Origin of the sequence: Nocardioides epinepheli, assembly GCF_037936805.1 — a bacterium.
Lineage (GTDB): Bacteria > Actinomycetota > Actinomycetes > Propionibacteriales > Nocardioidaceae > Nocardioides.
The window spans coordinates 21,853-48,797 of record NZ_JBBMMC010000007.1 but is presented as its reverse complement, the minus strand read 5'-3'; the positions used below and the strand labels follow the sequence as shown (position 1 = coordinate 48,797).

Here is a 26,945-nt window from a genome sequence, read left to right as displayed (position 1 = left end):
AGGTGGGGGTCCGTAGCGTCGGGCGGCGTGACGGACCAGACGCCGCAGGCCAGCACCGAGATCCCCGACCACAGCGACTACTGGGACGCCGAGTCGGCCGAGCGGTACGACGAGGCGTCGGCGTTCATGTTCGAGCCCGACGTGCTCGACCCGGCCGTCGAGCGGCTGGCCGAGCTGGCGGGGGACGGACCGGTGTTGGAGTTGGCGATCGGCACCGGGCGGGTGGCGATCCCGCTGGCCGAACGCGGGATCGAGGTGGCCGGGATCGAGCTCTCGGCACCGATGGTCGAGGTGCTCCACCGCAAGCGCCTCGGCCTGCCGGTGCGCATCGGCGACATGGCGACGGCCGAAGCGCCCGACGACGGCCCGGCGATCGGTGCGTTCTCGCTGGTGTTCGTCGTCTGGAACAGCCTGGGCAACCTCCGCACCCAGGACGCCCAGGTCGCCTGCTTCGCGAACGCCGCCCGCCACCTCGCGCCGGGGGGCCGGTTCGTCGTCGAGCTGTGGATCCCCGGCATCCGGCGCTTCCCGCCGGGCCAGGATGCGGTGCCCTTCCACGTCGGCGAGCAGCACGTCGGGTTCGACACCTACGACATGACCACCCAGCAGGGCACCTCGCATCACTACACCCGGCAGCCGGACGGAACGGTGCGCTACGGCTCGAGCAACTTCCGCTATGCCTGGCCGGGCGAACTCGACCTGATGGCGCGGCTCGCGGGGCTCGACCTGGAGGGCCGCTGGGCCGACTGGCACCGGGCGCCGTTCACCAACGACAGCGAGAGCCAGGTGTCGGTCTGGCGCAAGCCGTCCGGCGCGCGCTGAAGGTCCGGACGCCGAGCGCTCACCGGTCCGGCATCGAGACCGGCACCGGGATGTGCAGGGCGTTCTGGCAGTCGGTGAACACCTCGTAGCGCAGCATTCTGATCGGCTCGAGCGAGCGGACGTCGCTGCTCAGCCGGCCGTCACCGAGCTGGAGCGACACCCCGCGCGGCAGCAGCCGGCCGCCGCCGGCCAGGTTGTTCGTCTGGCTCAGGGTCGCGTTCCAGCCGCCGCCGAGCCGGGTGTAGGAGGTCAGCGTGGAGACGCTGGTGCCGCTCGGGACCCGGGTCTGGGACGGCGTGGGTGCCTCCAGCGCGACGTCGATCCCGCCGGCGTCGTTGAGCACGCGGGCCGAGGTGTGGCGATCGTCGATGTCGACGTCGATCTCGGTCACCCACTTGGGGAAGCCGTAGCCGTCGTGGCCACGCACCTGGGCGATGTCCGTGCTCACCGGCAGCGACAGCACGTAGGCGTGGGTGGCGTCGTTGGCCAGCGTCGAGAGCAGGTCCGCGCTGCCCAACCGGCCGTGGCGCGCCGGGCGGACGGCGATGCCCACCGCGGCCTCGGTGTAGAAGTCGATGTCGCACACGTCGTAGCGGAAGAAGACCACCGAGAACAAGCCGAGCCCGGGTGCGGCGCGGAGCGGTTCCAGCCCACGGGGCAGCCGCGAGCGCAGGGCTGCGATGGGTGCCAGGTAGGTCAGCTGCGCCTTGGACATCGCGTAGTAGAAGTTCGGCGTGCGGGTCGGACCGATCGCGGAGCGCACCTCGGTCCTGGGCAGGGTCCGGAAGAACTCGACGCTCTCGACCCGCGGATCCTTCGCGACCTCGTCGAGGTCGGTGTCCATCCGGTAGCGGTCGTAGAGCCCTCCGGCGGGCACCTCGACGGTGCGGCCGCCGAGCTCGACCTCGACCGGGTCCGGGTTCGTCCTCGCAGCGGGCATGGCAACCTCCAGGTCAATGTATGCGGTGCTCACATTGAGCCTAGGCTACGATGTGAGCACAGTCAACATTGGCCGATCCCAGGGCGATCCGCCCTCGAGAACGGCCGTCCGGAGAGCGCGAAGAGGTCCTAGCCGCAATGCCCGAGGCCGCGAGAGGCAGCTACCACCACGGAGACCTGCGCGCCACGCTCATCGCCACCGCCATGGGGATGCTCGAGCGCGGCGAGGCGTTCTCGATCCGCGCCGTGGCACGCGAGGCCGGCGTCTCGGCGACCGCGCCGTACCGGCACTTCCCCGATCGCGAGGCGTTGGAGTCGGCGTTGGCGGCCGAGGGCCTGCGCGACCTCGCCGCCGACCTGGCCGGCGGCCGCGCCCTGCCGCGCACACCGGAGGAGCTGGCGGAGTTCGGGGTCGCCTACGTGGAGTTCGCGCTGCGCCGCCCGGCGCTGTTCCGCCTGATGTTCGGCAACGAGTGCAATACCGACGACGAGGAACGCGTGCAGGCCGCGGCCGCGGTCCACGAACTGCTCGCCGCGGCGATCACCGGGGTGTTTCCCGACTCCGACCCGCTCGACCTGGCCCTGGGCGGCTGGGGCGTCGTGCACGGCCTGGCCTTCCTCTACCTGGACCGCAAGCTGAGCGCCGCCTCCACCGAGGAGGTCGCCACGCAGGTGCGAGCCTCGGTACGCGCCGTGTTCGCCGCGCGACCGCGGACCTGAGCTGAGCCCGGCCGAGCCCGGATTGACGGCCTCGGGCCGTCGCGCTACGGTCGATGTAAGCAATGCACACATTCCGTGCGCCGCCTCTCGGAGCGTTCGGCGCGGACAGGAGATCGTCATGACCGAGCTGCCACCGCCCCTCACCCCCTACCTCGAGCCCGAGGCCAAGGAGCTGTGCGAGCAGACCGATCCACACCCCCGGATCTACGAGGTGCCGCCGGAGCAGGGCCGCGAGATCCTGGCCGACCTGCAGAGCGGCGAGGGGGTGGATCGGCCCGAGGTCGAGGAGGAGTGGGTCGACGTCGACGCCGGCGAGTGGGGCACGGTGCGCACCCGGATCATTCGTCCCAAGGGCAGCACCGGACCGCTGCCGGTCGTCTTCTACATCCACGGCGCCGGGTGGGTCTTCGGCGACGAGCACACCCACGACCGGCTGTTCCGCGAGCTCGCGGTGGGGGCCGGCGCGGCCGGCGTCTTCCCGGTCTACGACCGCGCTCCCGAGGCGAAGTACCCCACCCAGGTCGAGCAGAACTACGCCGTGGGCCAGTGGGTCCTCGAGCACGGCGCCGAGCACGGCCTGGACGCCTCGCGGATCGCGGTGACCGGCGAGTCCGTGGGCGGGTGCATGTCGACGGTCTTCGCCCTGATGAACAAGGATCGCGGCGGCATCGACCTCAAGGCGCAGGTCCTGCTGTACCCGGTCACCGACGCCGACTTCGACACCGCCTCCTACCTGCAGTTCGCCGAGGGCTACTACCTCACCCGCGAAGGCATGCAGTGGTTCTGGGACGCCTACACCACCGATCCGGCGCAGCGGACCGACAAGTACGCCGCTCCGCTCCAGGCCTCCCTCGAGGACCTCGCCGGGCTGCCGCCGACCCTGGTCATCACCGACGAGGCCGACGTGCTTCGCGACGAGGGCGAGCGGTACGCCGACAGGCTGCGCGAGGCCGGCGTCGAGGTCACCTCGGTCCGGGTGCAGGGCATGGTCCACGACTTCCTGCTCCTCGACAGCCTGCGCGACACCAAGGCCGCGAACGTCGCTCGCCACCTCGCGATCGACGCGCTCCGGACCGCCCTCCAGTAGTCGGCGCCCGCAGGAAGAGAGACCAGGCATGGCCAAGCGCATCCTCAACGTCGTGACCAATGTCGGCCACTACGTCGACTCCGAAGACCCCACCGGCCACCCCACGGGTCTGTGGCTCTCCGAGCTGACCCACGCCTGGGACATCTTCGCCGAAGCCGGCTACGAGCAGACCCTGGTGAGTCCCGCCGGCGGCGCCGTCCCCCTCGAGCCGCGTGCCCTGAAGTTCCCCAACTACGACAAGACCGCGAAGGCCTGGCGCGCCGACGCGGCCAAGATGGCGCTGCTGGAGAACACCCTCGACCCCGCGCAGGTCGACGCCGCGGACTACGACGCGATCTACTTCACCGGCGGCCACGCGGTCATGTACGACTTCCCCGACAGCCCGGGTCTGCAGCAGATCACCCGCGAGATCTACGAGCGGGGCGGCGTCGTCTCGTCGGTGTGCCACGGCTACTGCGGCCTGCTCGACACTCGCCTCTCCGACGGCACCTACCTCATCGCCGGCAAGCGGATGACCGGCTTCGCCTGGACCGAGGAGGTGCTCGCCCGCGTCGACAAGCTCGTCCCTTACAACGCCGAGGAGCGGGCCAAGGAGCGCGGCGCGCTCTACGAGAAGGCCAAGCTTCCCTTCGTCTCCTACGTCGTCACCGACGGCAACCTCGTCACCGGCCAGAATCCCGGGTCCGCCAAGGAGACCGCTACCAAGGTCGTCGCCGCGCTCGGCGACTAGGGCGGCTCTGGCACGATGCCGCGGATGGAGCAGCGAGCACAAGCGCACCTCGACGACCGCATCCAGGCGTTCTATGGCACCGAGTTCGACGAGCACGACCGCCTCGTCGGGCGCTCCGGCCAGGGCCTGCTGGAGTTCGAGCGCACCCAGCGCGCCGTGACCGAGCGGGTCCCCGCCGGATCGCGCGTCATCGACGTCGGCGGCGCGGCCGGGATCCACGCGGCGGCGCTGGCCGAGCGCGGCGACGACGTCGTCCTGGTCGATCCGGTGCCGCGCCACGTCGAGCAGGCCGCCGCCCACGGCACGTTCACCGCCAGGCTGGGCGATGCCCGCGAGCTGCCCGCGGAGGCCGATTCCTTCGACGCGGCGCTCCTGCTCGGCCCGCTCTACCACCTCGCCGAGCGCGCCGACCGTCTCCGGGCCCTCTCCGAGGCGATGCGGGTGGTGCGCCCGGGCGGCTGGGTCTTCGCCGCCGGCGTCTCGCGGCTCTCGGCGCTGTCGTGGGTCACGGTGGTGGAGCCCGCGCTCGATCCCGACGTCGAGCGGCCCGTCGACGGCGTGCTGCCCGACTTCTGGCGCCGGCTGATCGCCGAGGGCGGCGGCGGCCTCGGACCGCGCGGCTTTCCGGGCGGACACTTCCACCTGGCCGACGAACTCGAGCGCGAGGCGGTCGAGGCCGGGCTCCTCGACGTCACCGTCATCGGGCTGGAGGGCCCAGGAGCGCAGGCGATCGAGGTCGCGCGCTCACACGATCCGGCGCTGGTCGAGGCCGCCCGCACGCTGGCCCACGCCTTCGAGGCCGAGCCGGGCCTGCGCGATCACAGCCTGGATCCACCGATTGTCGGCTTGGCGAGCGTCACCAGATGGGTGCGATGGCAAGGCGCGGTCGCGAAGGCGTTCTGGTTGACCGTCGAGCGGCCGCAACGCCGCCAGCGTGCCCATATGGTGGCGCGGAGCAGGCGAGAATCGGCGGATCCAGGCTGAGCCCGCACCTGCTCGCCATCGGCCGGGTGCCCGGCGGCCCAGAGTCAGGCGCCGCGGGGTGAGTACATGATCACCGCGACGCCGGCCAGGCACACCAGCGCGCCGACCACGTCGTAGCGGTCGGGCCGGAAGCCGTCGAAGGCCATGCCCCAGGCGAGCGACCCGGCGACGAACACCCCGCCGTATGCGGCGAGGATCCGGCCGAAGTCGGCGTCGGGCTGAAGCGTCGCGACGAAGCCGTAGAGCCCCAGCGCGATCACGCCGGCGCCGATCCAGACCCAGCCGCGGTGCTCGCGGACGCCCTGCCAGACCAGCCAGGCGCCGCCGATCTCGGCGATCGCCGCGGCGACGAACAGGGCGATCGACTTCGCGGTGTCCACGTCGCCGATCCTGTCAGGCGGCGCCTTCGAGGCGCAGCAGGTAGGCCTTCGCCTCGGGGCCGCCGAGATAGCCGCCGGCCGAGCCGTCGCTGCGCACGACCCGGTGACAGGGCACCACGATCGGCAGCGGGTTCGTGCCGCACGCCGTCCCGACGGCGCGGACGGCGCGGGGACGGCCGGCCAGCGCCGCGACCTCGGCGTAGGAGGCGGTCCGGCCGTAGCCGATCTCCGGCAGGTGGCGGTGCACCTCGCCGCGGAAGCCCGACGAGAGCGCGTGGTCGAGGTGGAGGTCGAACCGGGTGCGCCGGCCCGTCAGGTACTCCTCCAGCTCCCGGACGGCCTCGTCGAGGCGGCCGGGCGCGCGCAGGATCCGCGGACTGACCCGCTCGGCGAGCGTCTCCAGCACTCGGTCGAACTCCTCCCGCTCGAAGGCCACCCGCACCAGGCCGCGCTCGGTGGCGGCCAGGAGCAGGGCGCCGAGCGGGGTGTCGAGGGTGCGGTAGGCGACGCCGAGGTCGCCCCCGAGGTCGGCGCGGTCCGCGAGGCTCTCGCGCAGCGCGGTCAGGTGGGCCTCGGATACGGGGAACTCGATGGTCATGGCGCCTCTCCTCCGGTCTGGCGCGCCGCGACGGTGCGGCGCAGTGTCTTGATCCCGTCGGCCGCCGCCCTGCGGACGGCGGCGGCGGTCCCGCCGATCAGGTCGGCGGTCTCTCGATGAGTCAGTCCTCCGAGGTAGTGGTAGGCGACGGCGAGGCGCTGGCGCTCCGGGAGCCCGGCGACGGCGTCCCACAACTCGGGCTCGGGCCCCGGGACGCCGTCGGTGCTGACGGCGTCCACCGCCGGGTGCTCGACCGGGACCGCCCGCCGGGCCCGGGCCCGGGTGACGTCGATCGCCTTGCGGTGCGCGACCCGGACCAGCCACGCCTCGACGTTGGTGTCGGCGTCGAGGTCGGGCCAGGCCCGCAGCGCCGCGAGGAAGGTCTCCGACCAGGCGTCGTCGGCGTCCGCGGTGGCGCCGAGGACGGCTCGGCAGACTCGCAGCACGGTGGCACCGTGCTGCTCTACCGCGATCTCGAAGGGCTGCTTCATCACGGGGTAGACGCGCGGGCGGCGCGATGTGTGAGGTCCACCCCGGCCATGATTCCCGACCGTTCGCGCGTCTGGCAGATTGGGCGCATGATCCTGATCTGCGTGAAGTGGAAGATCAAGCCCGAGTACGCCGACCGGTGGCCCGGCCTGGCCCGTGAGTTCACCGAGGCCACCCGCGCCGAGCCCGGCAACCGCTTCTTCGAGTGGTCGCGCAGCCTCGAGGACCCCAACGAGTACGTGCTCCTCGAGGCCTTCGACGACGATGCCGCCGAGGCGCACGTGAACTCCGAGCACTTCAAGAAGGCCCAGGCCGAGCTCCCCCAGTACGTCGCGGAGACACCGCTCATCCGCAACTGGCAGAACCAGCAGGACGACTGGGATCGCCTCGGCGAGTTCGAGGTCGGCTGAGAGGGCGTCATGCCCAAGAGATCCCGCGTCCGCGAGCAGCACATCGCCGTCTTCGGTGAGAGCGGGTCCGGCAAGACCGTCCTGGTCTCCTCGTTCTTCGGCCCGACCCAGGAGGGCACGTACCGCAACGAGCTCTGGGACCTGGTCGCCGACGACACCGGACAGGGCAACCGGCTCAACCAGAACTACCTCGGCATGCGAGATCGCTCGACGGTTCCAACGGCCACGAGGTTCAAGGCCACGGCGTACTCCTTCACCGTCCAGCTCAAGGGCGCCTTCGACGCGGAGTCGAAGCGGCAGCCCTTCGACGCCCTCCGCCTGGTCTGGCACGACTACCCCGGGGAGTGGTTCGAGGAGGAGCCGAGCAGCGAGGAGGAGCGGCGCCGCCGGGTGGAGACCTTCTTCTCCCTGCTGCGCTCCGACGTCGCCGTGCTGCTTGTCGACGGACAGAAGCTGCTCGACCACGCCGGCGAGGAGGAGCGCTACCTCAAGTCGCTGTTCGCCAACTACCGGCAGGGCATCCTGCGCCTCAAGGAGGACCTGCTCCGCAACGACGACCGGCTCATCGAGTTCCCGCGCATCTGGATCATCGCGCTCTCGAAGTCCGACCTCTTCCCCGACTGGGACGTCTACGCCTTCCGCGACCTCGTCGTGGGCCGCGCCGCCGCCGACGTCGAGCGGCTGCACGAGACGATCCAGGGGATCGTCGAGACGCCCGAGGCACTCTCGGTCGGCGAGGACTTCCTCATCCTCTCCTCCGCGGAGTTCGAGGCCGGCGCCGACGCCGCACCGCGCGGCATCGACGTGACCCGACGCGTCGGACTCGACCTCATCCTGCCCATCGCGGCGATCCTGCCGTTGGAGCGACGGGCGATGTGGGAGCGCCGGATGGAGATCCCGCGTCAGGTCCTCGACAAGATGGCCGACGGCGCCGAGGTCATCGCGGCCGTGCTTGCGGGCAGCAGCCTCGTGAACCGCGTCGCGACCAAGGTCCCCCGGATCGGACCGATGGCCAAGCACGTCGTCCTACCGCTCCTGGTCGCGGCCACCCGGGTGTCGGGCACGAAGCTGAAGGACCTCAACGCCAAGGCCCGCGACAACCACGACTACGTGACCGCCACCCTCACCCAGTTCAAGCTGGATCTCGAGCGCGGTGAGTCCGACCGCCTGCTGCTCCGGAGCATTCGTTGAGCTCTCCGCACGGGCTTCCCGTGGGGCTCATCTGGGCGACCCGCGGTCGCACGTGGGGCTTCCGCTTCCTCGCCGACGGCGGCCGACCCGACCCGCTGGCCGCCTACGAGTCGGCCTTCGGCGAGGTGGTCGACGAGGGGGCCGCCTATCACCGCGACGGCGACTCGGCGGCACTGCGCCTGGTCGACCCGCTGGGCCGAGCCGACGCCGCCGGCCGGGTGATCCCACACGACTTCGTCCTCTCCGGCACCCTGGCCGCCGAGGTGACCTCGGTCGAGGACGGCGTGCGCCTGGTCTGGCCGCTCGTGGCCGAGGCGTACGCACGAGTGTGGGACGCGCCGACCGCCCCCACGAGACGGTCACTCCTCGGAGGTTGAGCAAGCCGGGAGGGCGAGGAACGAGCCCGACCGGCGCCGACGAAACCTCCCAACCCCCCCCGAAACGCTGGCAGGCACGGTTGCCGGGGTTTCGTCGGCGCTCGCTGGCGCTCGCTTGCTCAACCTCCGGCGCGCGCAGTCCTCGGAGGTTGAGCAAGTCCCGCGGCGCAGGAACGAAGCCGCGACGGGCGAGACGAACCCTCCGGCCGTACGCGTGCTCAGGCTCGTGCGGCGAGCACGGAGATCACGTTGCCGGAGGGGTCGCGGAACCAGGCGATGTCGGGGCCGCGACCGTTGCCGGCGACGATGCCGCGGTCGTCGTAGTCGAAGCCGTCGTAGCGGAGGAGCTCGACGCCATTGGCGGTCAGGTCGTCCACGGCGGCGGGCAGATCGCCCACCGGCAGGTTCAAGATGGTGAAGTCGGCGGGTTGGTGGTCGGGCTTGGGGTAGGCCAGCACGGTCGTCTGGCGGTTGATCCGGATGCCCAGGAGACCCATCGGGTAGCGCAGTACGCGCATGCCGAGCACGTCGCGGTAGAACCGCTCGGTCTCGTCGAGGTCCCGGACGGCGAAGCCGCTGCACGCCGAGCCGGGGCCGCCCATTGCCGCCTCCTGCTCGTCGGACAGCCGCAGGATCTGCAACCAGTTGCCGTCCGGGTCCTGCAGGGTGCCGAAGCAGCTGCCGTCCCGGTCCTCCAGCGGGCTGACCCAGCGGGCGCCGAGCCCGTCGAGACGGGCCGCGGTCGCCGTGGGGTCGTCGACCTCGACGTTGAGGATGGCGCGCGCGCCACCGGGATTCGCTCCCGAGACGTCGTCGCGCTGGTCGAACATCAGGTAGAAGCCATCGAGCTCGACCACCCGGTAGCCGGGTTCACCCGGCGTGGTCTGGACCTCGCTCTCGAACGCCGTCGCGTACCACTCGGCGAGGCGCTCCGGCTGGTCGCTGGACAGGAGCATGGACGAGATCGTTGCGGTAGCCATATCTGGACCGACCGCCCTCGCGCCTGATCCTCATCGCGTTCAGCTGGATCGGCTTCTCAGAGGCAGCGTTCGAGTGCTGACGAAGTGGCGCTGAGCACCGTCGACCGGGTCGAGGAACGCCAGCTCGCTGGCCAGCAGCTGGAGCGGGCGGCTGAAGTCGTCGACGTCGATGCGCAGGTCGACGGGGTAGAGCGGGTCGTCGACGATCGGTGCGCCGAGGTCGCGCAGGTGCAGGCGGAGCTGGTGGGTGCGTCCGGTGCGCGGGGTGAGCCGGTAGACCGCCAGGTCCCCACGCCGCTCCTCGAGCTCGACCAGGGTCTCGGCGTTCACCGGCGCTCGTACGACGACCTCGGCCCGGCCGGTGCGCGGGATCGCGGCGATGTGGTTGCCCACCACGGTCGGTGAGCACAGCTCGGCGCGCCACGGCGCGAGGGCCCGATAGATCTTGCGGACCATGCCGTCGGCGAACAGCGACTGGTAGGACCCGCGCCACCGCCGCTCGACCGCGCACACGACGAGACCGGAGGTCACCCGGTCGAGCCGGTGCATCGGGGTCAGGTCGGGGAGACCGAGCTCGTCGCGCAGCCGGACGACGAGGCTCTGCACCACGTGTCGGCCTCGTGGGACGGTGGCGAGGAAGGCCGGCTTGTCGACCACCACGATCCGATCGTCGCGATGGACGACGGCGAGCCGGCCCGGCACGACCGGCTCGTCGCGCAGGTCGCGGTGGAACCACACGAACGTGTGTGGACGGTACGGATCGCCGTCCCCGACCGGGTGGGCGTCGGCGTAGACGAACCGCCGCTGCGAGAGCAGCCCCTCGACGTCGACCCGCGCGTCGACGTGGTCGCGCAGCCAGGCCCCCATCGTCGTCCAGCCGGCCGGACGTGCCGGGTCGCGATGCGGGGTGCACACCCACGCCGCGCTCAATCCGTGCCGCGGCGGCAGGGGAGAGCGTGGAGGCACCCGGCCATCGTAGGGAGCGAGAATTGCCGACGCCCCGAGGGAACCGACCAGGGCGCTCGCGACTCATGTCCGGTGAGAGTGAGGATGTGAGACATGGGTCGACGACCTGAGTGGGAGCCCGACTACTGCGAGTTCCACGCTGCCCGGCAACGGCAGTACCTCCGGCTGGCACGCACGATCGTCGGCAGCTGGGCCTCCGCGGAGGACGCGGTGCAGACCACGTTCACGACGCTGTACCTCAAGTGGCCGCGCATCGGCCCCGACACCCGCGAGGCCTACGCGCGCCGGGTGCTGGTCAATGCCAGCCTGGGCATCTTGCGCAAGCGACGACGCGAGGTGATCACCGACGAGGTGCCGGACCGCACCACCGCCGCGGGCAGCGAGCACGTCGAGCTGATGGACGCCGTGCGTCAGCTGCCGCCGCGCGACCGCGCCGTCCTGGCGCTGCGCTTCCTCGAGGACCTTCCCGTCGTCGAGGTGGCAGAGATCCTCCAGGTGCCCGAAGGAACCGTGAAGAGCCAGACCTCACGTGCGTTGGCGCGTCTTGCGGACTCACTCTCCGCCACCGAATCCACGCCCGGAAAGAGAGCACAATGACTGACCAGACCGACCTGACCCGACGACTTCGCAACCAGCTCGCCTCCGACACCGCCGACGTGCCCGACACCCTCAGCTCCGAGCGGAGTCTCACCCTCGGACGTCGCGCCCGCCGGCGCCGCACCGCCACGGCCGCGGTGGGCGCGCTCGCCGTCGCCGCCGTCGTGGGCGGCACCGCGCTCGCCGCATGGCCCGACGGCGCCGACCCCGCGCCGCGCCACGACGACTCTGCCCCCGTCGCCGGTGCCCCTCAGGTCGCAGAGGGCGACTTCGTGCCCGGCACCGACATCGACGAGACCCTGGCGGCCGCGGTGGCCGCCCACATCCCGCAGGCGGGCGAGGCCGACGACATCTACCCCTCGGACTGGAACACCGACGGGCCGATCCCCGATGCCCGGTTCGCCAACGCCACCGACTGGCAGGGCTACTTCCCGGTCGGCGACAACACCCTCGGCGTCCTGATGGCCAAGGCGATCCCCGGCGAGCCCGCGCCGACCAGCTGCGACGAGCTGCCCGCGCCCTGCGAAGCCACCACGCTCCCCGACGGCTCGACCTACCTGCCCTTCAGCCAGCACACCGAGTCGGGCAACACGTTCTTCGTCCTGCTGACGCACCCCGACGGGTCGGTGACCCAGGCCTTCGAGAAGGTCGCCGGCCCCGCCGAGGGGGCCGCCGACCGTCGGGTGCTCACCGACGCCCAGCTCCGCGCCCTGGCCGAGGACCCGAGCCTCACCTTCCCCGACCCGGTCGACCCGCCCGCGCCTCCGGCGCGCTGACCTGCCACGTCCTGGCCGTACCGACCAGCCTGGCCCACGCGGCATCGTCCGGGTGGGCCAGACTGGCGCCGTGAGCAGCGCGCGGCCGGGGATCGTCATCGTCGGTGCTCCTGACGGCCTGAGCCCGATCACCGAGTTGACGATCCCGGCGACCCTGGTGCGGGCCGGCGCCCTGGGGCACCGGGACCTCGTCCACGTCTACCGACCGCAGGCGCCGACGGTCGCATTCAGCACTCGCGACCTGCGCTCCCCCGGCATCGGTGTCGCGACGCGCGTCGCGCGCGAGGCCGGCTTCGCCGCCGTCACCCGCTCCCCCGGCGGCCGCATGGTGGCCTACGACGACGGCGCCGTCGTGATCGACCACCTCCGGGCGCTGCCCGGCACGACCGGGCGGATGTCGGACTTCGCCGAGAACGCCCGCGCCCACGTCGAGGTGCTGCGCGCACTCGGCGTCTCCGACCTGCGGGTCGGGGAGGTCGAGGGCGAGTACTGCCCGGGCGAGTTCAGCGTCAACGTGGGTGGTGCGTTCAAGGTCATCGGCTCGGCCGAACGGATCACGGCGCGAGGTGCGCTCTTCAGCACCGTGGTGCAGGTGCGGATGTCGGACGCCGTCCGCGACGTACTCGGCAACATGTCGAGCGCGCTGGGGTACCCGCTCAACACCGGCTCGATCGCCGGGCTCACCGACGTCGTGCCCGGGTTGGAGCCCGATGCGGTCGCGACCGCCTTCGCTGCCGACTATCGCTCCCGGCTCCACCTCGACGACGGCGTCCTACCCGAGCCCGTGGTCACCCACGCGCGCGCGGCGGAAACGACCCCAGCCACCGACGGCCCGTTCCACGTCGACGACTGGACGCGGGCGCACCCGCTCCCCTGATGAGGGCTGCCACACCTTGCTTGCGCGCGGCGGTGGGAGCCGCCACGGTGAGGGCGTGAACCCCACTACCGAACCGATCGAGCCCGAGTCACACCCCGGCGAGCCGCACGATCCCGGCATCGCCGGCCGGCTCAACTGGCTGCGCGCCGGCGTCCTGGGGGCCAACGACGGGATCGTCTCCACCGCGGGGATCGTGGTCGGCGTCACCGGGGCGACGACGGACACCACCTCGATCGCCATCGCGGGGATCGCGGGCCTGGTGGCCGGTGCGATGTCGATGGCGGCCGGCGAGTACGTCTCGGTGAGCACCCAGCGCGACTCCGAGCGAGCACTCCTGGCGAAGGAGGCCAGGGAGCTGCGCGAGGACCCTGACGCCGAGTTCGCCGAGCTCGTCGCGATGCTCGAGCAACGCGGCATCTCACCGGACGTCGCACGCGAGGCGGCTCGCGACCTCACCCGGCACGACGCCCTCGCCGCCCACGCGGAGATCGAGCTCGGGCTGGACCCGGACGGGCTCACCAATCCCTGGCACGCCGCCTGGGCCTCCATGGTGGCCTTCACCCTCGGCGCCCTGCTTCCCCTGCTGGTGATGACACTGACGCCGCCCGACGTCCGGCTGGTCGCCACCGTGACCTCGGTGATGCTCGCCCTCGCGGCCACCGGCTGGGTCTCGGCGCGACTGGGTCAGAGCCCGCCGCTGCGGGCCTTGGTCCGCAACGTGCTCGGAGGTCTGGCGGCGATGGGGGTCACCTACCTGATCGGCATGATCGTCGGGACCCGGATCTGACCTGAGGCGTCCTTACTCGGCTCCCCGACGGGTGAACGTCAGATGGGTGACCCCGCTCGGCGCCGAGACGCTCTCGACGTCGTAGTCGGCGTCCAGTCCCTCCTGGCCGTCCCAGAGACGCACTCCCCGGCCGAGCAGGATCGGGACCACCACCACGTGCATGTGGTCGACGAGGCCGGCGGCCAGGAAGTCACGCACCATGCTGGGGCCGCCGCCGATGCGGACGTCGTCGCCGCTGGTTCCTGCGCGCGCCGCCGCACCAGCGACCTCCAGCGCCTCGGCGGGGGTCGCGTCGAGGAAGTGGAAGGTGGTGCCGCCCTCCATCTCGATCGAGGGCCGCGGTCGATGGGTGAGCACGTACGTCGGGGTGTGGAACGGCGGGTTCTCGCCCCACCAGCCCCGCCACTCGACGTCGTCCTGCCAGCCGGGCGGCCCGAACTTGCCGGCGCCCATGATCTCCGCGCCGATACCCGGCCCGTGCTGCTGGGCGAACGCGTGGTCGACGCCGACGCTGCCGCCCTCGGTGTCCCAGTACCGAGTGGCCATCATCCACTCGTGAAGACGGTGCCGGGCGTGGCCGAACGGTTCCTCGAGCGACTGGGGCTCACCGGTGCCGAAGCCGTCGAGGGAGACCGACAGGTTGTGGATGCGGGTGCGTGTCATGACAAGGACAGACCGTCCTCGTCTCGGCGATTCATCGGCGATCCATCGGCGCTGCGTGCTCATGCCGGTGGCGTTGGATGCCCAGCACCAGCAGCAGCTCGGCGGCGATGTAGGTGGCCATCACCGCGACCGAGAAGACACGGCCGTCGAGATCACGGAAGGCACCGAGTGCGATCAATGCGTCGGAGACCAGGAACAGCGCGCCACCCCAGCCGGCGAGGCGCCCGAGTCCGGTGGCGAGCAGCGCCATCGTGGTGAGGCTGGCGCCGTAGACGATCACCGGTCCGAGCAGGCCGCCCGCCTCGGGCGCGCACAGGACGATCAGCGCGACCAGGGCCGCCAGATAGATCGCCAGCACCGCGCGGCGTCGTGCGACGCTTCGATGGCGCCACGGCCAGAAGCCGGCGATGAAGCACCACTGCGCGCACAGGAACGCCGCGACCAGGGCCGGGAACCTCACGTCCTCGGGGACGAGGTCGGGCAGCGTGTCACCGACCCAGGAGAAGAACAGGGCCCCGAGTGTGAGGACCCGCAGCCGCGCCAGCGGCTCGACGCCGCGTGGTCTCGAGGTGAGGAGCACCAGCACGAGGGCCGGCATCAAGAACCACTGCGCAGCGCCGGCCACCCGTTCGGCGCCGGCTGCGAGCGCCCCGAGGTTGAGCGCGGCCAGCGCGCCGTAGCCGCCCAAGGCGGCAGCCTCGGCCGCACCCGGACGTCGTGACGTCGACGCCACCGCGCCGGCGCGCTGCGTCCCACGGTTCGCCATGGCTCGATCCTGCCGGGTCCGCGCGCTTGCGGCACGACCACAGCGGCGAGTCGGCGATCGGTCAAGGCTCCACAGGTCCCACCTGAGAGGACCAACGACTCTGGTGTCGCGCGAAATGGCCGTCCTAACGTGAACGTGATCCCGAGGACCGCCACGAGGAGAGTGAGCAGCAATGAGCAGCACCGACGACGTCATCGCCACCGCCGCGGAGGCGATGACCGAACTCACCCCCGAGCAGAGCTGGGGGCTGTTGGTGGGCGAGAGCTTCGGGCGACTGGCCTACCGGCTGATCGAGGAGGTGCACGTGGTGCCGGTCAACTACGCGGTCGAGGGCGCCCGCCTGCTCATCCGGACCGCAGCCGGCGGGAAGCTCTTCGGTGCGGCACTCGGGACCGACGCGGCCCTCGAGATCGACTGGCACGACGAGGGAGACGCGTGGTCGGTAGTGGCCCGCGGGCGTCTGCGGCGTCTCGAGGAGGACGAGGTCGCGGAGGCTGACCCGGCTGTCGGCCTGCCCTGGGTGTCCACGCCCAAGAACGAGATCATCGAGCTGCTGCCCGAAGAGGTCACCGGCCGCCGCTTCCGCCTGCATCGCCCGGGCCCCGGGCGTTCGCCTGGTCGGCCGCATCTTGCGTAGGGACGCTCCACCTCAGGCGCGTGCCGGCATCCGGCGCGGTGTCGATCACCAGGGAGCCTCCGCGCCGTTCGGCGCGTTCACGCATGTTCCGCAGGCCGCTCTCCACGACGTCGTCGGGTAGACCCCGGCCGTCGTCGGCCACCACGAGGTCGATCCGGTCTCCGGCGCTCAGCGTCACCTCGATCGAGGAGGCCGACGCGTGCCGGCTGGCGTTCGACAGCGCCTCGCCGAGGACGGCGAGGAGGTCCGGCGCCAGCTCCGGCGACACCAACGAGCGCACCGGCCCGTCGAAACGTAGCCGGGGACGGAACTTCAGCGTGGATGCCGCACGGTCGACGATGCTGGTGACCTCCGCCTGCACATCCTCGGAGGCCTCGGCCGTCCCGAGCGCGAAGATGGTGTGCCGGATGTCGCGGATGGTCTCGTCGAGGTCGTCGACCGCCCGTTCCAGGCGGGCGGCCAGATCGGGTGCCTCGCGCACCGCAATGCGGGCCGCCCCCTGCAGACCCAGACCGACCGCGAACAGTCGCTGGATCACCAGGTCGTGCAGGTCGCGCCCGATCCGGTCGCGGTCCTCGAACACCGCGAGACGTTGCCGGTCCTCTCGTGCCCGTCCCAGCTGCACCGCCACGCCGGCCTGCTCGGCGAAGGCCGCCGGCTGCGCGATGTCGAGCACGTGGAAGCGCTCGGTGCGTGCGGCGACCCAGCCCAGGATCAACGCACGCGCCGGCTCTCGAGGACCTCCCAGAGGGAGGATCAGGATCGCCCCACGGCCCCAGCCCTCGAGATCGACCTCGGGCAGCCGTTGCGCCTCGCCGGTATCCACGCAGGCCGCGATCAGGCGCGCGAGGTCCCCGTCGAACCGCTCGCCGTCGACCTCGTGGCCGCAGGCCGTCTCGGTCAGCACCGGTCCGCCCGCGGCGAGCCGGACCACCCAGGCGGCGTCGGCGTGCGCGGTGGCCAGCGCCTGCTCGGCCAGACGGTGCACCGCGTCGTCCTCGGCGACGGCGTCGGAGAGGATGGCGGTGATCTGGGCGGTGGCCGCAGCCCAGGACTCGCGGCGTGCGACGTCCTCGTAGAGGCGGGCGTTCTCGATCGCCACTCCGGCCGCGGCGGCCAGAGCGACGACGATGTCCTCGTCAGCCTGGGTGAAGGCCGCCGTCCAGCTTCTCGGTGAGATAGAGGTTGCCGAACACCTGCTCACGGATGCGCACCGGTACACCGAGGAAGGTGTGCATCGGCGGGTGGTGGGGAGGGAAGCCGTAGGACTGGGGGTGTGCGCTCATGTCCTTCAGACGCAGCGGCTCGGGCAGGTCGATGATGAGTCCCAAGAGCCCGTGCCCCTCGGGCAGCTCGCCGATCTCGGCTACCTGGCGCGGGCTCATCCCGTGATGCACGAAGTTCCGTAGTCGGCGGCTGGGTGCGGCACCGAGCACTCCGAGTGCGGCGTACTTGGCCCCGACCAGGCGCCGCGCGGTCTCGACGATCCTGGTGAGGACGCCGTCGAGGCTGAGGTCGGCGGCCATCGTCATCACCGCATCGAGCAGCAGTAGCAGCTTGTCAGCATCGATGGCGTCGGCGCCCTCCGGGTCACCGTGGTCGCGCCGGGTCATCCCCCACCGCCTTCCTCGTAGCACCCTCGTCGCATCAACGGCCCTGATCGGGGCTCGGCGTCGGTCACGCTAGCGGACCTGGCGCCGTCACGCTGGGCAGGAAGAAGGTCCTCACGGCGACGGGTTCTCCGGCCCGTGCCGAAAGGCCGCGCGAGAAGGCAGGATGGGGCCATGAACTCCAAGCCCGCGTCCGCCGGTGGTCCCCTGGTCGAACTGTCCGACGACCAGTGCCGCACGCTGCTCGCCCAGCACACGATCGCTCGGATCGCCTGGCAGGGGACCCGCGGCCCGACCGTGATCCCGGTGAACTACGCCTACGACGGCGAGCGCATCCGCATCCGTACCGCCGCCTACTCGGCCCTCGCCCGCGAGTGCGACGACTCGGTGGTCGCGATCGAGGTCGACCAGATCGACGAGGACGGCAGGTTCGGATGGAGCGTCCTGCTGAGGGGTCACTGCCAGATCGACTTCGAGCGGTCCGGCACCCGGCGCGACCGCTGGGACGACGTGCCCGACGCCGAGCCGTGGCCGGCCGGCCACCACCCGCTCCAGCTCGTGGTCGAGCCGTACGAGGTGCACGGCCGCCGAGTCGTCCCGTTCGAGCCGAAGAACTGACCTCCCGCCGAGGGGCGCCTCAGGCCGTCACGGTCGCGGCCGGTCCGCGGGATGCTTCACCGCGAAGATGGCCGCCTGGGTGCGGCTGGAGAGGCCGAGCTTCGCGAGTAGCGAGGAGACGTAGTTCTTCACGGTCTTCTCGGCCAGATGAAGATGTTGGGCGATCTGCCGGTTGGTCAGGCCCTCTCCGATGAGATCGAGGATCCGCTGCTCCTGGTCGGTGAGCACGTCGCGCTGGTCGTCGTGCGGCGGCCCGTTACGGACTCTTTCCAGCACCTTCGCGGTGACCGACGGGTCGAGGGTCGACTGGCCGGCGGCGACCTGGCGCACCATGTCGACGAAGTCGTTGCCCCGCACCTGCTTGAGGACGTAGCCCGACGCACCAGCCATGATCGCCGCGAACAGTGCGTCGTCGTCGTCGTACGAGGTCAGGATGAGGGCCTTGATCGATGGGTCTACCGAACGCACATCCCGGCACACGTCGATGCCCGACCCGTCCGGCAGCCGGCCGTCGAGGATGGCCACGTCGGGGCGCAACGCCGGGATGCGACTGGTGGCCTCGACCGCAAGCCCCGATTCGCCCACCACGACGATGTCGGACTCGCTCTCGAGGAGCTCCTTGATGCCTCGACGTACCAGCTCGTGATCGTCGAGCAGATACACCCGGATCGGGTCCGTCGTCGCGTCGCTCATGGACCCAAGTATCGGTGACGACGTCTCTGTCTGGGCGCGGTTCTGTCCCGGCGGTCCGGCCGGGTCGCAGATCACCGGCGCGGCGGTGTCCCGAGGGCTCGGGACCAACGACCCTTGGCTCGGGCCCTACGGCGACGCACAGTGGCAAGAAGACCAGCGGTGAGTGCCAAGAAGCGCGGCAGGAGGAGTCATGACTGCGACCCCGGTGTCGACCGACCCGATCGGCCGGCCGGGGCCGAGTCTGTTGCTGAGGCTGGTCGAACTGGCGTGCACGGCGCCCAGCACTCACAACTCCCAGCCGTGGCGCTGGCGCCTGCTCGACGACGGCGTCGAGCTGCACACGGACCCCGAACGCCGGTTGCGCTCGATCGACCCGGACGACCGCGATCTGGTCATCAGCTGCGGCGCCGCCTTGCACTGTGCGGTCGTCGCGGCGCGTGCGCTCGGCTGGGACTGCGAGGTCAGCCGGGCCCCCTACGACGGTCGCGGGACCCTGCTGGCCCGGCTGCGGCTGAGCCTGCGTCGCGAGTGGAACGCCGAGGGCGAGACGGCTCTCGCGACCCTGCGAGCCCGAGTGACCGATCGGCGCCGGTTCACGTCGTGGCCGGTACCGAGCGCACGCCTGGCCTCCCTCGTCCGGATCGCACGTGCCCACGGCGCCCGGGCCCGAGTGATCGATGACGCCGTGGCCCGCTTCCGTCTCGAGAGACTGGTCGCGCGCGCCCAGAAGCTGCAGGAGGCCGACCCCGCCGCGATGGCAGAGCAGCGGCGCTGGGTCGGGGACCGGCCCTGCGACGGCGTGCCCTTGCAGGTCGTTCCCGCCGCCGACCCCGGTCGACCCGTGCGCTTCGGTCCGGGACTGCTCGACGAGCCGGACCGCGACGTCCGGGGCACGGACGGAGTCATGGTGCTGGGCGGCGCCGGCGACGACGACGATCTACCGGCGGCCTGGCTGCGCACCGGCGAGGCGTTGAGCGCGCTCTGGCTCACCGCGACCGCCGAGGGGCTCTCCGTCGTGCCGTTGAGCCAGCCGATCGAGGTCGCCGAGACGCGGCGCACGCTGCGCGACGCGGTGCTGGGCGGCGAGTTCGCGCCCCATCTCCTGGTCCGGCTCGGCTGGCAGGCGATCGGTCGCAGCGAGATCCCGCACACCCCGCGGCGGCCGGTCGAGGACGTCCTGCTCCCCTGATGAGCCTCACGCGTTGAGCCCGTCCCGCGCGGTCCGGGCAGAAGGTCCCATCGAGAACAGGTCTCGGGCCGCTATTGCCGGCCTCGGCGAGCGACGAATCTAGGGGTACGGAGATCGAAGCCTCAAGGCCCTCGGATCCGCTTCTCAAGGAGGAACCGTCATGAACACCGCCGACACCCGCACCCCGACCGGCGGTCAGGAATTGCAGACCGTCTCGCACCAGGCACCGACCGCGCTCGGTCGCCGCGCGTTGGCCGTCCTGCGCATTGGTTTCGGGCTGACCTTCCTGTGGGCGTTCTTCGACAAGCTGCTTGCGCTGGGCTTCAGCACCGGCAAGGCCCCCGACGGCACCGTCGACCGGTTCGGTGACGCTGCCTGGATCAATGGCGGCAGCCCCACCAAGGGCTTCCTCACCTTCGGGGCCGACGGTCCGTTCAAGAGCTTCTACAACGACATCGCAGGCGCGGTGTGGGCCGACTGGCTCTTCATGCTCGGCCTGCTCGGCATCGGGCTCGCGCTCACCCTCGGTATCGGGATGCGGTTCGCGGCCGCGGCCGGCGCTCTGCTCTACGTGCTGATGTGGACCGTCGCCCTGCCGCCGGAGAACAACCCGGTGCTCGACGACCACCTGCTCGGCGCCGTCACCGTCGTCGCTCTCGCGGCTCTCTACGCCGGCGACACCTGGGGCTTCGGCAAGCAGTGGGCCGCACTCCCCATCGTGCGGAAGAACCCCATCCTGCGCTGACCGTCGCTCAACCTCGGGCTCTCGATCTCCTCGAACCGGCCCGACCAACCCACCGCCCCGTTCGGCTCTCTCGGGAGGAGCCGGACGGGGCTTCGGCGTGTCGTCGGGCGTCGGGGTCAGGCGAGCTCGACGCCGACCTCCACCGGCGAGGTCGCCAGCAGGGGAGAACCACCTCGCTGTCCGACCGCAGGCGCGTCAGCCCGAACAGCGCTGCTCGCGCGCCGAGGCGCCCGGCCACACCCGGCCAGCCGAGCCGAGGTTCCAAGGTCGCCAGGGCCGCCGGGTCCGTCAGGGACTGTCAGCCGCTCTCCCCGACCTCGAGCAAGGCCACCACCTCCTCGGACGGCCGCGGTGCGCGCACGGACGGCAGCCAGCCGAGCAGGAAGAGAAGGCTCGCCAATACGCCGACACCCGTGCCGATCACCGGCCCTCCCCCGTCGGAGTCGATGAGAGCGCCGACCAGACCCGAGACCAGAGGCACGAACACCAAGATCGCCAGCACCTGACTCGCTGTCCGAACGACCCAGGTGAACAGATCCGTCTGATGGATCATCTGCGCAAGCGCCGGCGACGCGGCCTCGTGATTCGACATCGCGGCATTGTGCCAGTTGGGCTTCGCGTACGCAGAGCGGACGAGGTCTGCGCGGGATGGATAGTCGGCCGCGCCGCTGGATCCTTAGCGTCGCCTCCTCTCGTCCCACCACCCTGGAGGCACGCCATGCGCATCGCGATCGTCGGCGCCGGCTTCGCCGGTCTGGCCAGCGCCAAGGTACTCGGGCAGCTCGGCCACGACGTCACCGTCTACGACAAGACCCCCGACGTCGGCGGCGTGTGGAGCCGCACGCGGCGCTACCCGGGCTTGAAGACGCAGAACAACAAGGGCACCTATCACTTCTCCGACCTGCCGATGCCGCGGGAGTTCCCACAGTGGCTCGAGGGCGCGCAGGTGCAGCAGTACCTCGAGCAGTACGTCGAGCGCTTCGGCCTGGCACCGCACCTCCGATTGAGCACCGAGGTGGAGAGGGCGACACCGTCGCCCGACGGTGGATGGGACGTCGTGACCGCCGCGGGGAGCACCCACTACGACCACCTCGTGGTCGCCAACGGGATCTTCTGCGAGCCGGCGATCCCCGACTTCGAGGGTGTGGCCGAGCTGGAGGCGGCCGGCGGACGGGTGATCGCGACCGGTGACCTGGCGAGCCTCGACGAGGTCCGCGACAAGCATGTACTCATGATCGGTTACGGCAAGTCGTCGTGCGACGTCGCGGTCGAGGTGAGCAAGGTAGCCGCCAGCACCGACGTCGTCGCCCGCGGACTGCTCTGGAAGGTGCCCCGCAGGATCAAGGGGGTCGTCAACTACAAGTACCTCCTCCTCACCCGGCTCGGCGAGGGCCTGTTCCCCTACCAGCGGCTCAACGGCGTCGAGCGCGTCTTGCACGCCGGCAGGTCTGCGCTGCCGAGTGCCATGCTGGGCACCGTCGAGAAGGTGGTCAGCTCGCAACTCGACCTCCCCCAACTCGGCCTGGTCCCAGACGCGCCGTTCTCGAGCATCGCCAAGGCCTCGGTCTCCCTGGCCACCGAGGGCTTCTACGAGGCCGTCGCCGACGGCTCGATCGACGTCCACCGCGACACCGTGGTCAGCCGCTTCCTGGAGAAGGACGGCCGCCCGCACGCCGAGCTGTCCGACGGCACCGTGTGCCGCGCCGACGTCGTCATCTGCGGCACCGGCTTCCGGCAGGAGGTGCCCTTCCTGCCCACCGACGTGCAGGAGCGACTCACCGACGAGCGCGGCAACTTCGCGCTCTACCGGCAGATCCTCCCGATCGACGTCCCCGACCTGACCTTCGCCGGCTACAACTCCTCCTTCTTCTCCCCACTCTCGGCCGAGATGGCCGCGGTGTGGATCGGCTCCTACCTGGCCGGCCACCACACCGTGCCCGACGCCGACACGATGCGCACCGTCGTACGCGAGCGGGTCGACTGGATGGAGGCGCGCACCGACGGGCACTCGGCCCGCGGCACCAACGTGGTGCCGTTCTCGATGCACAACATCGACGAGGTGCTTCAGGAGGTCGGCCTCGACATTGGGCGCCGCACGCGCGCGCGGCAGTGGCTGCTCCCGGTCAGCCCCTCCTCCTACCGGCAGGTGACCCCGCGGCTGGCCAGGCGGATCGCCCGCGACCAGACCGGCTGAGCCAACCCCAGGACGGCGCCGAATTCTCCGTGACGGAAACGGCGACGTCGCGCTCCCCCTCGCGCCGCCTCGCGCCTAGCGTGTGAGCTGCGTCACCGGGCCATCTGCCCGGTGGGAGTCGAGCCCCGAGGAGCGTCGATGGCCCGTGACCTGCTCACTCGCTTCCCGGTGGTCGCCACCACCGAGCTCGACGTCGCCCGTGAGCGCGTCGCCGACCGATACTGCCCGCACGGGCTCTCTCTTGCCCGCCGCGGCGGCCGGCTCGACCTGGTGCACAACGGCACGGCGGTCGGCCGCGACGTCGCGGTCAACTACATGGCCTACGGCGACGAGGTCCGGATCACGCCGGGCCGCTTCACCAACTTCTACCTCGTGCAGTTGCCGTTGCGCGGCCGCGCCCGGGTCAGATGCGGCTCCCGCGAACTGGTCGCGGACCGGCATACCGCCTTCGTCGGCTCGCCCGAAGAGCCGGTCGACATGCGCTGGTCGGCCGACTGCGCCAAGGTCGTGGTCTACATCCGCCGCTCCGCGGTGGAGGAGCTCGCCGCCGCGACGGACGCAAGCGACGGTCACGAGAAGGGTTCTGTGGTCTTCGACCCGACCCTTTCCCTGGACCGCCCGGCGGTCCGGGAGTGGCTGCAACTGCTCTGGCTGGCGATCGAGCAGCTCGAGGCCGGTAGCGGCCTGCTCCACACACCGTTGGTCGCCACCAGCTACGAGCAGACCCTCATCTCGGCGCTGCTCGCCGTCCAGCCCAACAGCGCCGGCACGCCCGCCTCGGTCGACGTCCCTTCGCGCACCGTGCGGGCGGCATTGGCTCTCATCGAGGGCGACCCGGCCCGCGCCTGGCGGATCGCCGACCTGGCCGCCGCATGCGGCGTCTCGGCGCGCACGCTCCAGGCGGCGTTCCACGCCGAGCTCGGCACGACGCCGCTGGCCGAGCTCCGCCGGATCCGGATGGACGCCGTCCGCCGCGACCTGCTCGAGGCCGACCCGTTGTCGACCACCGTCACCACAGTGGCATCGCGCTGGGGCTTCTACCACCTCGGCCGCTTCGCCCAGGCCTACCGCGACCGCTTCCAGGAACTGCCCTCGCACACGCTGGCGCGCTGACCCCGAACGGGCCGGCCTCGATCCGGTCCACGACCGTCGGATCGCGGGCCGCATGCCGGCAAGCCGATTCGAGGAGGTCACGCCGGAACCACGAGGTATCGCCGGGTATCGCCGGGCATCGCCCTGTGTATCGCCCTCGTGGGATGCCCATCGTGGCGCGCGTCATGATCTCGGCATCGACTCCGACTCCACCGCCGGGTTCGATATCCCATGGCCCCGCCCCGCGCCCGCGGCCTACCGTGCATGACGTGGACTACGAGTTCGGCTCTCTCGACTTCTCAGACGACTCGGAGGAGGCCGTGGCCCGGCGGCGCGGCTGGATCGGAGCGGTCCAGCGCGGCTTCCGCGAGCCCCGACCCAACGAGGAGGTGGTCGAGCGCTGGACCGGCCACTACCGCACCGATGCGGTCAACGTCAGCGGCGCGTGGCTGCCCGACGGCGCGTTCGGCGCCGGGCCGATGCCGGTGGCGACCTATGCCAGCTTCGACAAGACGCTCAACGCCGGCCGCGAGTTGCTGCCCCTGCGGATGATCACCGACATCACCACCAGTGCCTCCCACCGCCGTCGCGGTCTGCTGAGACGGTTGATCGAGGACGACCTGGCCGACGCCGTGGCGCAGGGGGTCCCGCTGGCGGCGCTGACGGCGTCCGAGGCCACGATCTACGGCCGCTGGGGATTCGGCCCGGCGACGTTCAACCAGACCGTCGAACTCGACACGTCCACCGGCTTCGCACTGCGGCCCTACGACGACCCCGGGCGGGTCGAGTTGATCGAGCCCGCCGATGCCTGGCCGCACGTCAGGGCCGTCTTCGACACCTTCCACGCCCGTCAGCGCGGGTCGGTCGAGTGGCCCAGCCAGTACCAGGACATGCTGACCGGCGCCTTCGACTTCGAGGCGGGCGGACCCGACACCAAGCTCCGCGCCGCGGTTCACCTCGACCCACGAGTAGCCGACGACGTCGTGGACGGCTTCGTCGTCTACTCCTGGGGCGAGGACTACACGCTCAAGGTCGCTGAGATGGTCGCTCTGACGCCTGCGGCGCAACTTGACCTGTGGTCGTTCCTCGCCGAGACGGACCGCGTGCAGAAGGTGACCTTCGACCTCGCCCACCCCGACGACCCGCTGCGCTGGGCGCTCATCGACGTCGAACGCCTCAAGCTCAAGGCCAGCCGGCACTTCCTCTGGCTCCGCCTCCTCGACGTCCCCCGCTCGCTCGCCGCCCGGCCCTGGGCCGCCGACCACACCGTCGTGATCGACGTCGACGACCCGCAAGGCCACGCGGCCGGCCGCTTCGCGATCACCACCCGAGATGGCGTCGCCGAGGTGGAGCGGACCGAGCAGCTCGCCGACGTGGCGCTCACCGCCGAGACTCTCGGGACGCTGTACCTCTCCGGTGTCAGGGTCAAGGATCTCCACCGCGCCGGCCGTCTGTCGGGCACGGCCGACGCGATCGGGCGGTTCGGCGCGATGGCCGACGTCGACGGGCCGCCCTACAGCCTCACGGGGTTCTGAGCGACGCGGGGGATGTCAGGCGCGCGAGCCTGCGATAGAGCGCCTCGTTCCGGTGCCGACGCAGCCGGCGGCGAGCGCGCGGCGCGCCCTCGAGCGCCGTCCGCAGTGGGCGCACTCCGGGCGCCCCAAGACGGCCACCGACGCCGGCCTCGAGGCCCTGCGTGCCTGCGACGAGATCGCGGATGCCGTCGACCGGAGAACTCGGTGCGGCGATCAGCGAAGAATGCGCTCGACGAGCTCGTCGACTGCCGCGTCGGTCGACAGTCCGGTGTCAAGGGGAACGGTCAGGCGGTCGAGCATGAGGCCGTCGATGGCGTAGTGGAGCAGGGCGAGTTCGGTGCGCCCGCCGGGAAGTCCGGCGCGATCATTGAAGGCGACGTCGTCCTCGAAGGCGCGCTGACGCCACGTGCCGAGTGCTGCAGCGACGGCCGGGCGGCGGGCTGCCTCGAGTCGAAGCTCGAACAACGCGAGAGCCACGTGCGGATCGGCGCCGAGCCGGACGACGACGTCGCGTAGGTAGGCGGCGAAGAGCGCCTTGTCCGGCGCTGTTGCGCCGGCGGCCGGGGCGGCGCCGAGCTCGGGCGTGAGCCGCTCGCCGATCCGGTCGACCAACGCCGAGATGAGGTCGTCGCGGGACGGGAAGTAGTTGGACGCCGTGCCGCGCGGGGTCCTGGCCGCAGCGTCGACCGCGCGGTGGGTCAGACCACGCGCCCCCTCCTCGGCGAGCACCCGGATCCCGGCGTCGGCGAGGGCGGAGCGTCGTTCGTCGTTGCGGACCACGCACCGCATGCTACCCAAACCACGACACCTGCTGTACTTTAACTACGACATCTGTCGTGATTGGAGTAGGTCATGCGAGAACTCGTCTACTACGTCGCCGTCAGCCTCGACGGCTACATCGCCGATCCGGCGGGTGGCTTCGATGCCTTCCTCGTCGAGGGCGACCACGCCTCGGTCGTGTTCGGCGAGTACGCCGACGCACTGCCCGCCCACGCACACGCCGCGCTGGGCATCGAGCCACCGGGGACACGATTCGACACCGTGATCATGGGGTGGCGCACACTCCAGCCCGCCCTCGACGCCGGCATCGCGAGCCCCTATCCGCACCTACACCAGTTCGTGGCCAGCAGGCACCCCCGCGACGTCGATGCCGCCATCACCCCGGTCGTGGACCCACGAGACGCCGTGCGCACCTTGAAGCAGGACGACGGCCTCGACATCTGGCTCTGTGGCGGCGGCGAGCTCGCGGGCGCGCTTCTCCCGGAGATCGATCGCCTCGTTCTCAAGCGCAATCCGGTCGTCTTCGGATCGGGCATCCCGCTCTTCGGCGATGCGCCCTATGAGCCACGGGTCTTCGCGCTGACCGGCGCTCGATCGTTCGAGTCGGGGGTCGTGATCGAGGAGTACGCCTCCCTCCCCCGCGCGTGAGCACCACACGATGCGGTGGGTCTTGACTATCGCTCGCGAACGGTCGGATGCTCGGACTTCTCGGG

General features: G+C 71.3%; 33 protein-coding genes. 20 read left to right on the top strand and 13 right to left on the bottom strand.

The features are described 5' to 3' along the window. Positions 1 to 27 precede the first annotated feature (27 nt). Entirely contained in the window at positions 28 to 822 is a 795-nt protein-coding gene (locus WMR31_RS11050; protein WP_340538878.1) for a class I SAM-dependent DNA methyltransferase, read from the top strand. Between the two features lie 19 nt (positions 823 to 841). On the opposite strand, the gene WMR31_RS11045 is transcribed toward WMR31_RS11050, so the two are convergent. Beyond that, positions 842 to 1,762 carry an acetoacetate decarboxylase family protein gene (locus WMR31_RS11045; protein ID WP_340538876.1) on the bottom strand — a complete coding sequence of 307 codons (921 nt, stop codon included), beginning with the start codon at positions 1,760 to 1,762 and terminating at the stop codon, positions 842 to 844. A gap of 137 nt (positions 1,763 to 1,899) precedes the next feature. Between WMR31_RS11045 and WMR31_RS11040 the strand changes: the two genes are divergently transcribed. From WMR31_RS11040 to WMR31_RS11025, 4 genes are all read left to right on the top strand, one after another. Continuing rightward, complete coding sequence (locus tag WMR31_RS11040) at positions 1,900 to 2,481, top strand: TetR/AcrR family transcriptional regulator (protein ID WP_340538874.1); 582 nt, start codon at positions 1,900 to 1,902, stop codon at positions 2,479 to 2,481. A gap of 118 nt (positions 2,482 to 2,599) precedes the next feature. After that, entirely contained in the window at positions 2,600 to 3,568 is a 969-nt protein-coding gene (locus WMR31_RS11035; protein ID WP_340538873.1) for an alpha/beta hydrolase, read from the top strand. Between the two features lie 28 nt (positions 3,569 to 3,596). Next, positions 3,597 to 4,298, top strand: coding sequence for a type 1 glutamine amidotransferase domain-containing protein (locus tag WMR31_RS11030; RefSeq protein ID WP_340538872.1), 702 nt, complete (start codon positions 3,597 to 3,599; stop codon positions 4,296 to 4,298). Positions 4,299 to 4,322: 24 nt separating this feature from the next. Continuing rightward, positions 4,323 to 5,282 carry a class I SAM-dependent methyltransferase gene (locus WMR31_RS11025; RefSeq protein ID WP_340538871.1) on the top strand — a complete coding sequence of 320 codons (960 nt, stop codon included), beginning with the start codon at positions 4,323 to 4,325 and terminating at the stop codon, positions 5,280 to 5,282. Between the two features lie 44 nt (positions 5,283 to 5,326). Here the strand turns inward: WMR31_RS11025 and WMR31_RS11020 are convergent, their stop codons facing one another. From WMR31_RS11020 to WMR31_RS11010, 3 genes are read right to left on the bottom strand one after another with little or no spacing between them, the layout of a single operon-like run. Next, entirely contained in the window at positions 5,327 to 5,662 is a 336-nt protein-coding gene (locus tag WMR31_RS11020) for a YnfA family protein (protein ID WP_340538870.1), read from the bottom strand. A 13-nt stretch (positions 5,663 to 5,675) separates the two neighbouring features. Beyond that, positions 5,676 to 6,260 carry a methylated-DNA--[protein]-cysteine S-methyltransferase gene (locus tag WMR31_RS11015; RefSeq protein WP_340538869.1) on the bottom strand — a complete coding sequence of 195 codons (585 nt, stop codon included), beginning with the start codon at positions 6,258 to 6,260 and terminating at the stop codon, positions 5,676 to 5,678. Continuing rightward, entirely contained in the window at positions 6,257 to 6,751 is a 495-nt protein-coding gene (locus WMR31_RS11010; protein WP_340538868.1) for an RNA polymerase sigma factor, read from the bottom strand. Before WMR31_RS11010 ends, WMR31_RS11015 begins: the two co-directional genes overlap by 4 nt. An 87-nt stretch (positions 6,752 to 6,838) precedes the next feature. On the opposite strand from WMR31_RS11010, the gene WMR31_RS11005 reads away from it, so the two are divergent. Genes WMR31_RS11005 through WMR31_RS10995 form a run of 3 tightly spaced genes read left to right on the top strand, consistent with a single transcriptional unit; the run spans position 6,839 to position 8,727 of the window. Continuing rightward, positions 6,839 to 7,159 (top strand): putative quinol monooxygenase, encoded by a 321-nt coding sequence (locus tag WMR31_RS11005; RefSeq protein WP_340538867.1) that lies wholly within the window; start codon positions 6,839 to 6,841, stop codon positions 7,157 to 7,159. A gap of 9 nt (positions 7,160 to 7,168) precedes the next feature. Beyond that, a complete protein-coding gene (locus tag WMR31_RS11000) occupies positions 7,169 to 8,350 on the top strand; it encodes a TRAFAC clade GTPase domain-containing protein (protein WP_340538866.1) in 1,182 nt (393 codons plus the stop codon). After that, positions 8,347 to 8,727: a hypothetical protein gene (locus WMR31_RS10995; protein WP_340538865.1), complete on the top strand. Its 381-nt coding sequence runs from the start codon at positions 8,347 to 8,349 to the stop codon at positions 8,725 to 8,727. The genes WMR31_RS11000 and WMR31_RS10995 overlap by 4 nt, the downstream gene beginning before the upstream one ends. 218 nt (positions 8,728 to 8,945) lie before the next feature. On the opposite strand, the gene WMR31_RS10990 is transcribed toward WMR31_RS10995, so the two are convergent. Further along, a complete protein-coding gene (locus tag WMR31_RS10990; protein WP_340538864.1) occupies positions 8,946 to 9,683 on the bottom strand; it encodes a VOC family protein in 738 nt (245 codons plus the stop codon). A 63-nt stretch (positions 9,684 to 9,746) separates the two neighbouring features. Beyond that, entirely contained in the window at positions 9,747 to 10,673 is a 927-nt protein-coding gene (locus tag WMR31_RS10985; protein ID WP_340538863.1) for a pseudouridine synthase, read from the bottom strand. A gap of 93 nt (positions 10,674 to 10,766) precedes the next feature. Here WMR31_RS10985 and WMR31_RS10980 point away from each other — a divergent pair, with 93 nt between their 5' ends. The 4 genes from WMR31_RS10980 to WMR31_RS10965 all read left to right on the top strand — a co-directional run bounded on the left by WMR31_RS10980 (position 10,767) and on the right by WMR31_RS10965 (position 13,710). Further along, positions 10,767 to 11,270, top strand: coding sequence for a SigE family RNA polymerase sigma factor (locus WMR31_RS10980; protein ID WP_340538862.1), 504 nt, complete (start codon positions 10,767 to 10,769; stop codon positions 11,268 to 11,270). Beyond that, on the top strand, positions 11,267 to 12,046 hold the full coding sequence (locus tag WMR31_RS10975) for a hypothetical protein (protein WP_340538861.1): 780 nt from the start codon (positions 11,267 to 11,269) through the stop codon (positions 12,044 to 12,046). Before WMR31_RS10980 ends, WMR31_RS10975 begins: the two co-directional genes overlap by 4 nt. 70 nt (positions 12,047 to 12,116) lie before the next feature. After that, positions 12,117 to 12,923, top strand: a complete 807-nt coding sequence (locus tag WMR31_RS10970) for a hypothetical protein (protein WP_340538860.1) — start codon at positions 12,117 to 12,119, stop codon at positions 12,921 to 12,923. A 55-nt stretch (positions 12,924 to 12,978) separates the two neighbouring features. Further along, positions 12,979 to 13,710 (top strand): VIT1/CCC1 transporter family protein, encoded by a 732-nt coding sequence (locus WMR31_RS10965; protein WP_340538859.1) that lies wholly within the window; start codon positions 12,979 to 12,981, stop codon positions 13,708 to 13,710. A 12-nt stretch (positions 13,711 to 13,722) separates the two neighbouring features. Here WMR31_RS10965 and WMR31_RS10960 read toward each other — a convergent pair whose 3' ends face one another. Continuing rightward, positions 13,723 to 14,373: a dihydrofolate reductase family protein gene (locus tag WMR31_RS10960; RefSeq protein WP_340538858.1), complete on the bottom strand. Its 651-nt coding sequence runs from the start codon at positions 14,371 to 14,373 to the stop codon at positions 13,723 to 13,725. A gap of 31 nt (positions 14,374 to 14,404) precedes the next feature. Then, on the bottom strand, positions 14,405 to 15,139 hold the full coding sequence (locus tag WMR31_RS10955) for a lysoplasmalogenase (protein ID WP_340538857.1): 735 nt from the start codon (positions 15,137 to 15,139) through the stop codon (positions 14,405 to 14,407). Positions 15,140 to 15,311: 172 nt separating this feature from the next. Here WMR31_RS10955 and WMR31_RS10950 point away from each other — a divergent pair, with 172 nt between their 5' ends. After that, positions 15,312 to 15,776, top strand: a complete 465-nt coding sequence (locus WMR31_RS10950; protein ID WP_340538856.1) for a pyridoxamine 5'-phosphate oxidase family protein — start codon at positions 15,312 to 15,314, stop codon at positions 15,774 to 15,776. On the opposite strand, the gene WMR31_RS10945 is transcribed toward WMR31_RS10950, so the two are convergent. Together WMR31_RS10945 and WMR31_RS10940 are read right to left on the bottom strand one after the other, a co-directional pair. Then, a complete protein-coding gene (locus WMR31_RS10945) occupies positions 15,706 to 16,878 on the bottom strand; it encodes a sensor histidine kinase (protein WP_340538855.1) in 1,173 nt (390 codons plus the stop codon). The two genes, WMR31_RS10950 and WMR31_RS10945, sit on opposite strands and share 71 nt — an antisense overlap. A 37-nt stretch (positions 16,879 to 16,915) precedes the next feature. Then, positions 16,916 to 17,389, bottom strand: a complete 474-nt coding sequence (locus tag WMR31_RS10940) for a GAF domain-containing protein (protein ID WP_340538854.1) — start codon at positions 17,387 to 17,389, stop codon at positions 16,916 to 16,918. 171 nt (positions 17,390 to 17,560) lie between these two features. On the opposite strand from WMR31_RS10940, the gene WMR31_RS10935 reads away from it, so the two are divergent. Further along, positions 17,561 to 18,004, top strand: a complete 444-nt coding sequence (locus WMR31_RS10935; protein ID WP_340538853.1) for a pyridoxamine 5'-phosphate oxidase family protein — start codon at positions 17,561 to 17,563, stop codon at positions 18,002 to 18,004. Between the two features lie 27 nt (positions 18,005 to 18,031). On the opposite strand, the gene WMR31_RS10930 is transcribed toward WMR31_RS10935, so the two are convergent. Beyond that, positions 18,032 to 18,697 carry a response regulator gene (locus tag WMR31_RS10930; protein ID WP_340538852.1) on the bottom strand — a complete coding sequence of 222 codons (666 nt, stop codon included), beginning with the start codon at positions 18,695 to 18,697 and terminating at the stop codon, positions 18,032 to 18,034. 190 nt (positions 18,698 to 18,887) lie between these two features. Between WMR31_RS10930 and WMR31_RS10925 the strand changes: the two genes are divergently transcribed. Then, positions 18,888 to 19,886, top strand: a complete 999-nt coding sequence (locus WMR31_RS10925; RefSeq protein ID WP_340538851.1) for an Acg family FMN-binding oxidoreductase — start codon at positions 18,888 to 18,890, stop codon at positions 19,884 to 19,886. Between the two features lie 160 nt (positions 19,887 to 20,046). Further along, positions 20,047 to 20,631 (top strand): hypothetical protein, encoded by a 585-nt coding sequence (locus WMR31_RS10920; RefSeq protein ID WP_340538850.1) that lies wholly within the window; start codon positions 20,047 to 20,049, stop codon positions 20,629 to 20,631. Between the two features lie 298 nt (positions 20,632 to 20,929). Here the strand turns inward: WMR31_RS10920 and WMR31_RS10915 are convergent, their stop codons facing one another. Continuing rightward, positions 20,930 to 21,223, bottom strand: coding sequence for a hypothetical protein (locus WMR31_RS10915; protein WP_340538849.1), 294 nt, complete (start codon positions 21,221 to 21,223; stop codon positions 20,930 to 20,932). Positions 21,224 to 21,349: 126 nt separating this feature from the next. Between WMR31_RS10915 and WMR31_RS10910 the strand changes: the two genes are divergently transcribed. From WMR31_RS10910 to WMR31_RS10900, 3 genes are all read left to right on the top strand, one after another. Beyond that, positions 21,350 to 22,825 carry a flavin-containing monooxygenase gene (locus WMR31_RS10910; protein WP_340538848.1) on the top strand — a complete coding sequence of 492 codons (1,476 nt, stop codon included), beginning with the start codon at positions 21,350 to 21,352 and terminating at the stop codon, positions 22,823 to 22,825. Positions 22,826 to 22,963: 138 nt separating this feature from the next. After that, positions 22,964 to 23,938 (top strand): AraC family transcriptional regulator, encoded by a 975-nt coding sequence (locus tag WMR31_RS10905; protein ID WP_340538847.1) that lies wholly within the window; start codon positions 22,964 to 22,966, stop codon positions 23,936 to 23,938. A 248-nt stretch (positions 23,939 to 24,186) separates the two neighbouring features. Further along, positions 24,187 to 25,452 (top strand): GNAT family N-acetyltransferase, encoded by a 1,266-nt coding sequence (locus WMR31_RS10900; protein ID WP_340538846.1) that lies wholly within the window; start codon positions 24,187 to 24,189, stop codon positions 25,450 to 25,452. Between the two features lie 213 nt (positions 25,453 to 25,665). Here WMR31_RS10900 and WMR31_RS10895 read toward each other — a convergent pair whose 3' ends face one another. Further along, positions 25,666 to 26,241, bottom strand: a complete 576-nt coding sequence (locus tag WMR31_RS10895) for a TetR/AcrR family transcriptional regulator (RefSeq protein WP_445321626.1) — start codon at positions 26,239 to 26,241, stop codon at positions 25,666 to 25,668. Between the two features lie 63 nt (positions 26,242 to 26,304). Here WMR31_RS10895 and WMR31_RS10890 point away from each other — a divergent pair, with 63 nt between their 5' ends. Then, complete coding sequence (locus tag WMR31_RS10890) at positions 26,305 to 26,880, top strand: dihydrofolate reductase family protein (protein ID WP_340538844.1); 576 nt, start codon at positions 26,305 to 26,307, stop codon at positions 26,878 to 26,880. The last annotated feature ends 65 nt before the right edge of the window (positions 26,881 to 26,945 follow it).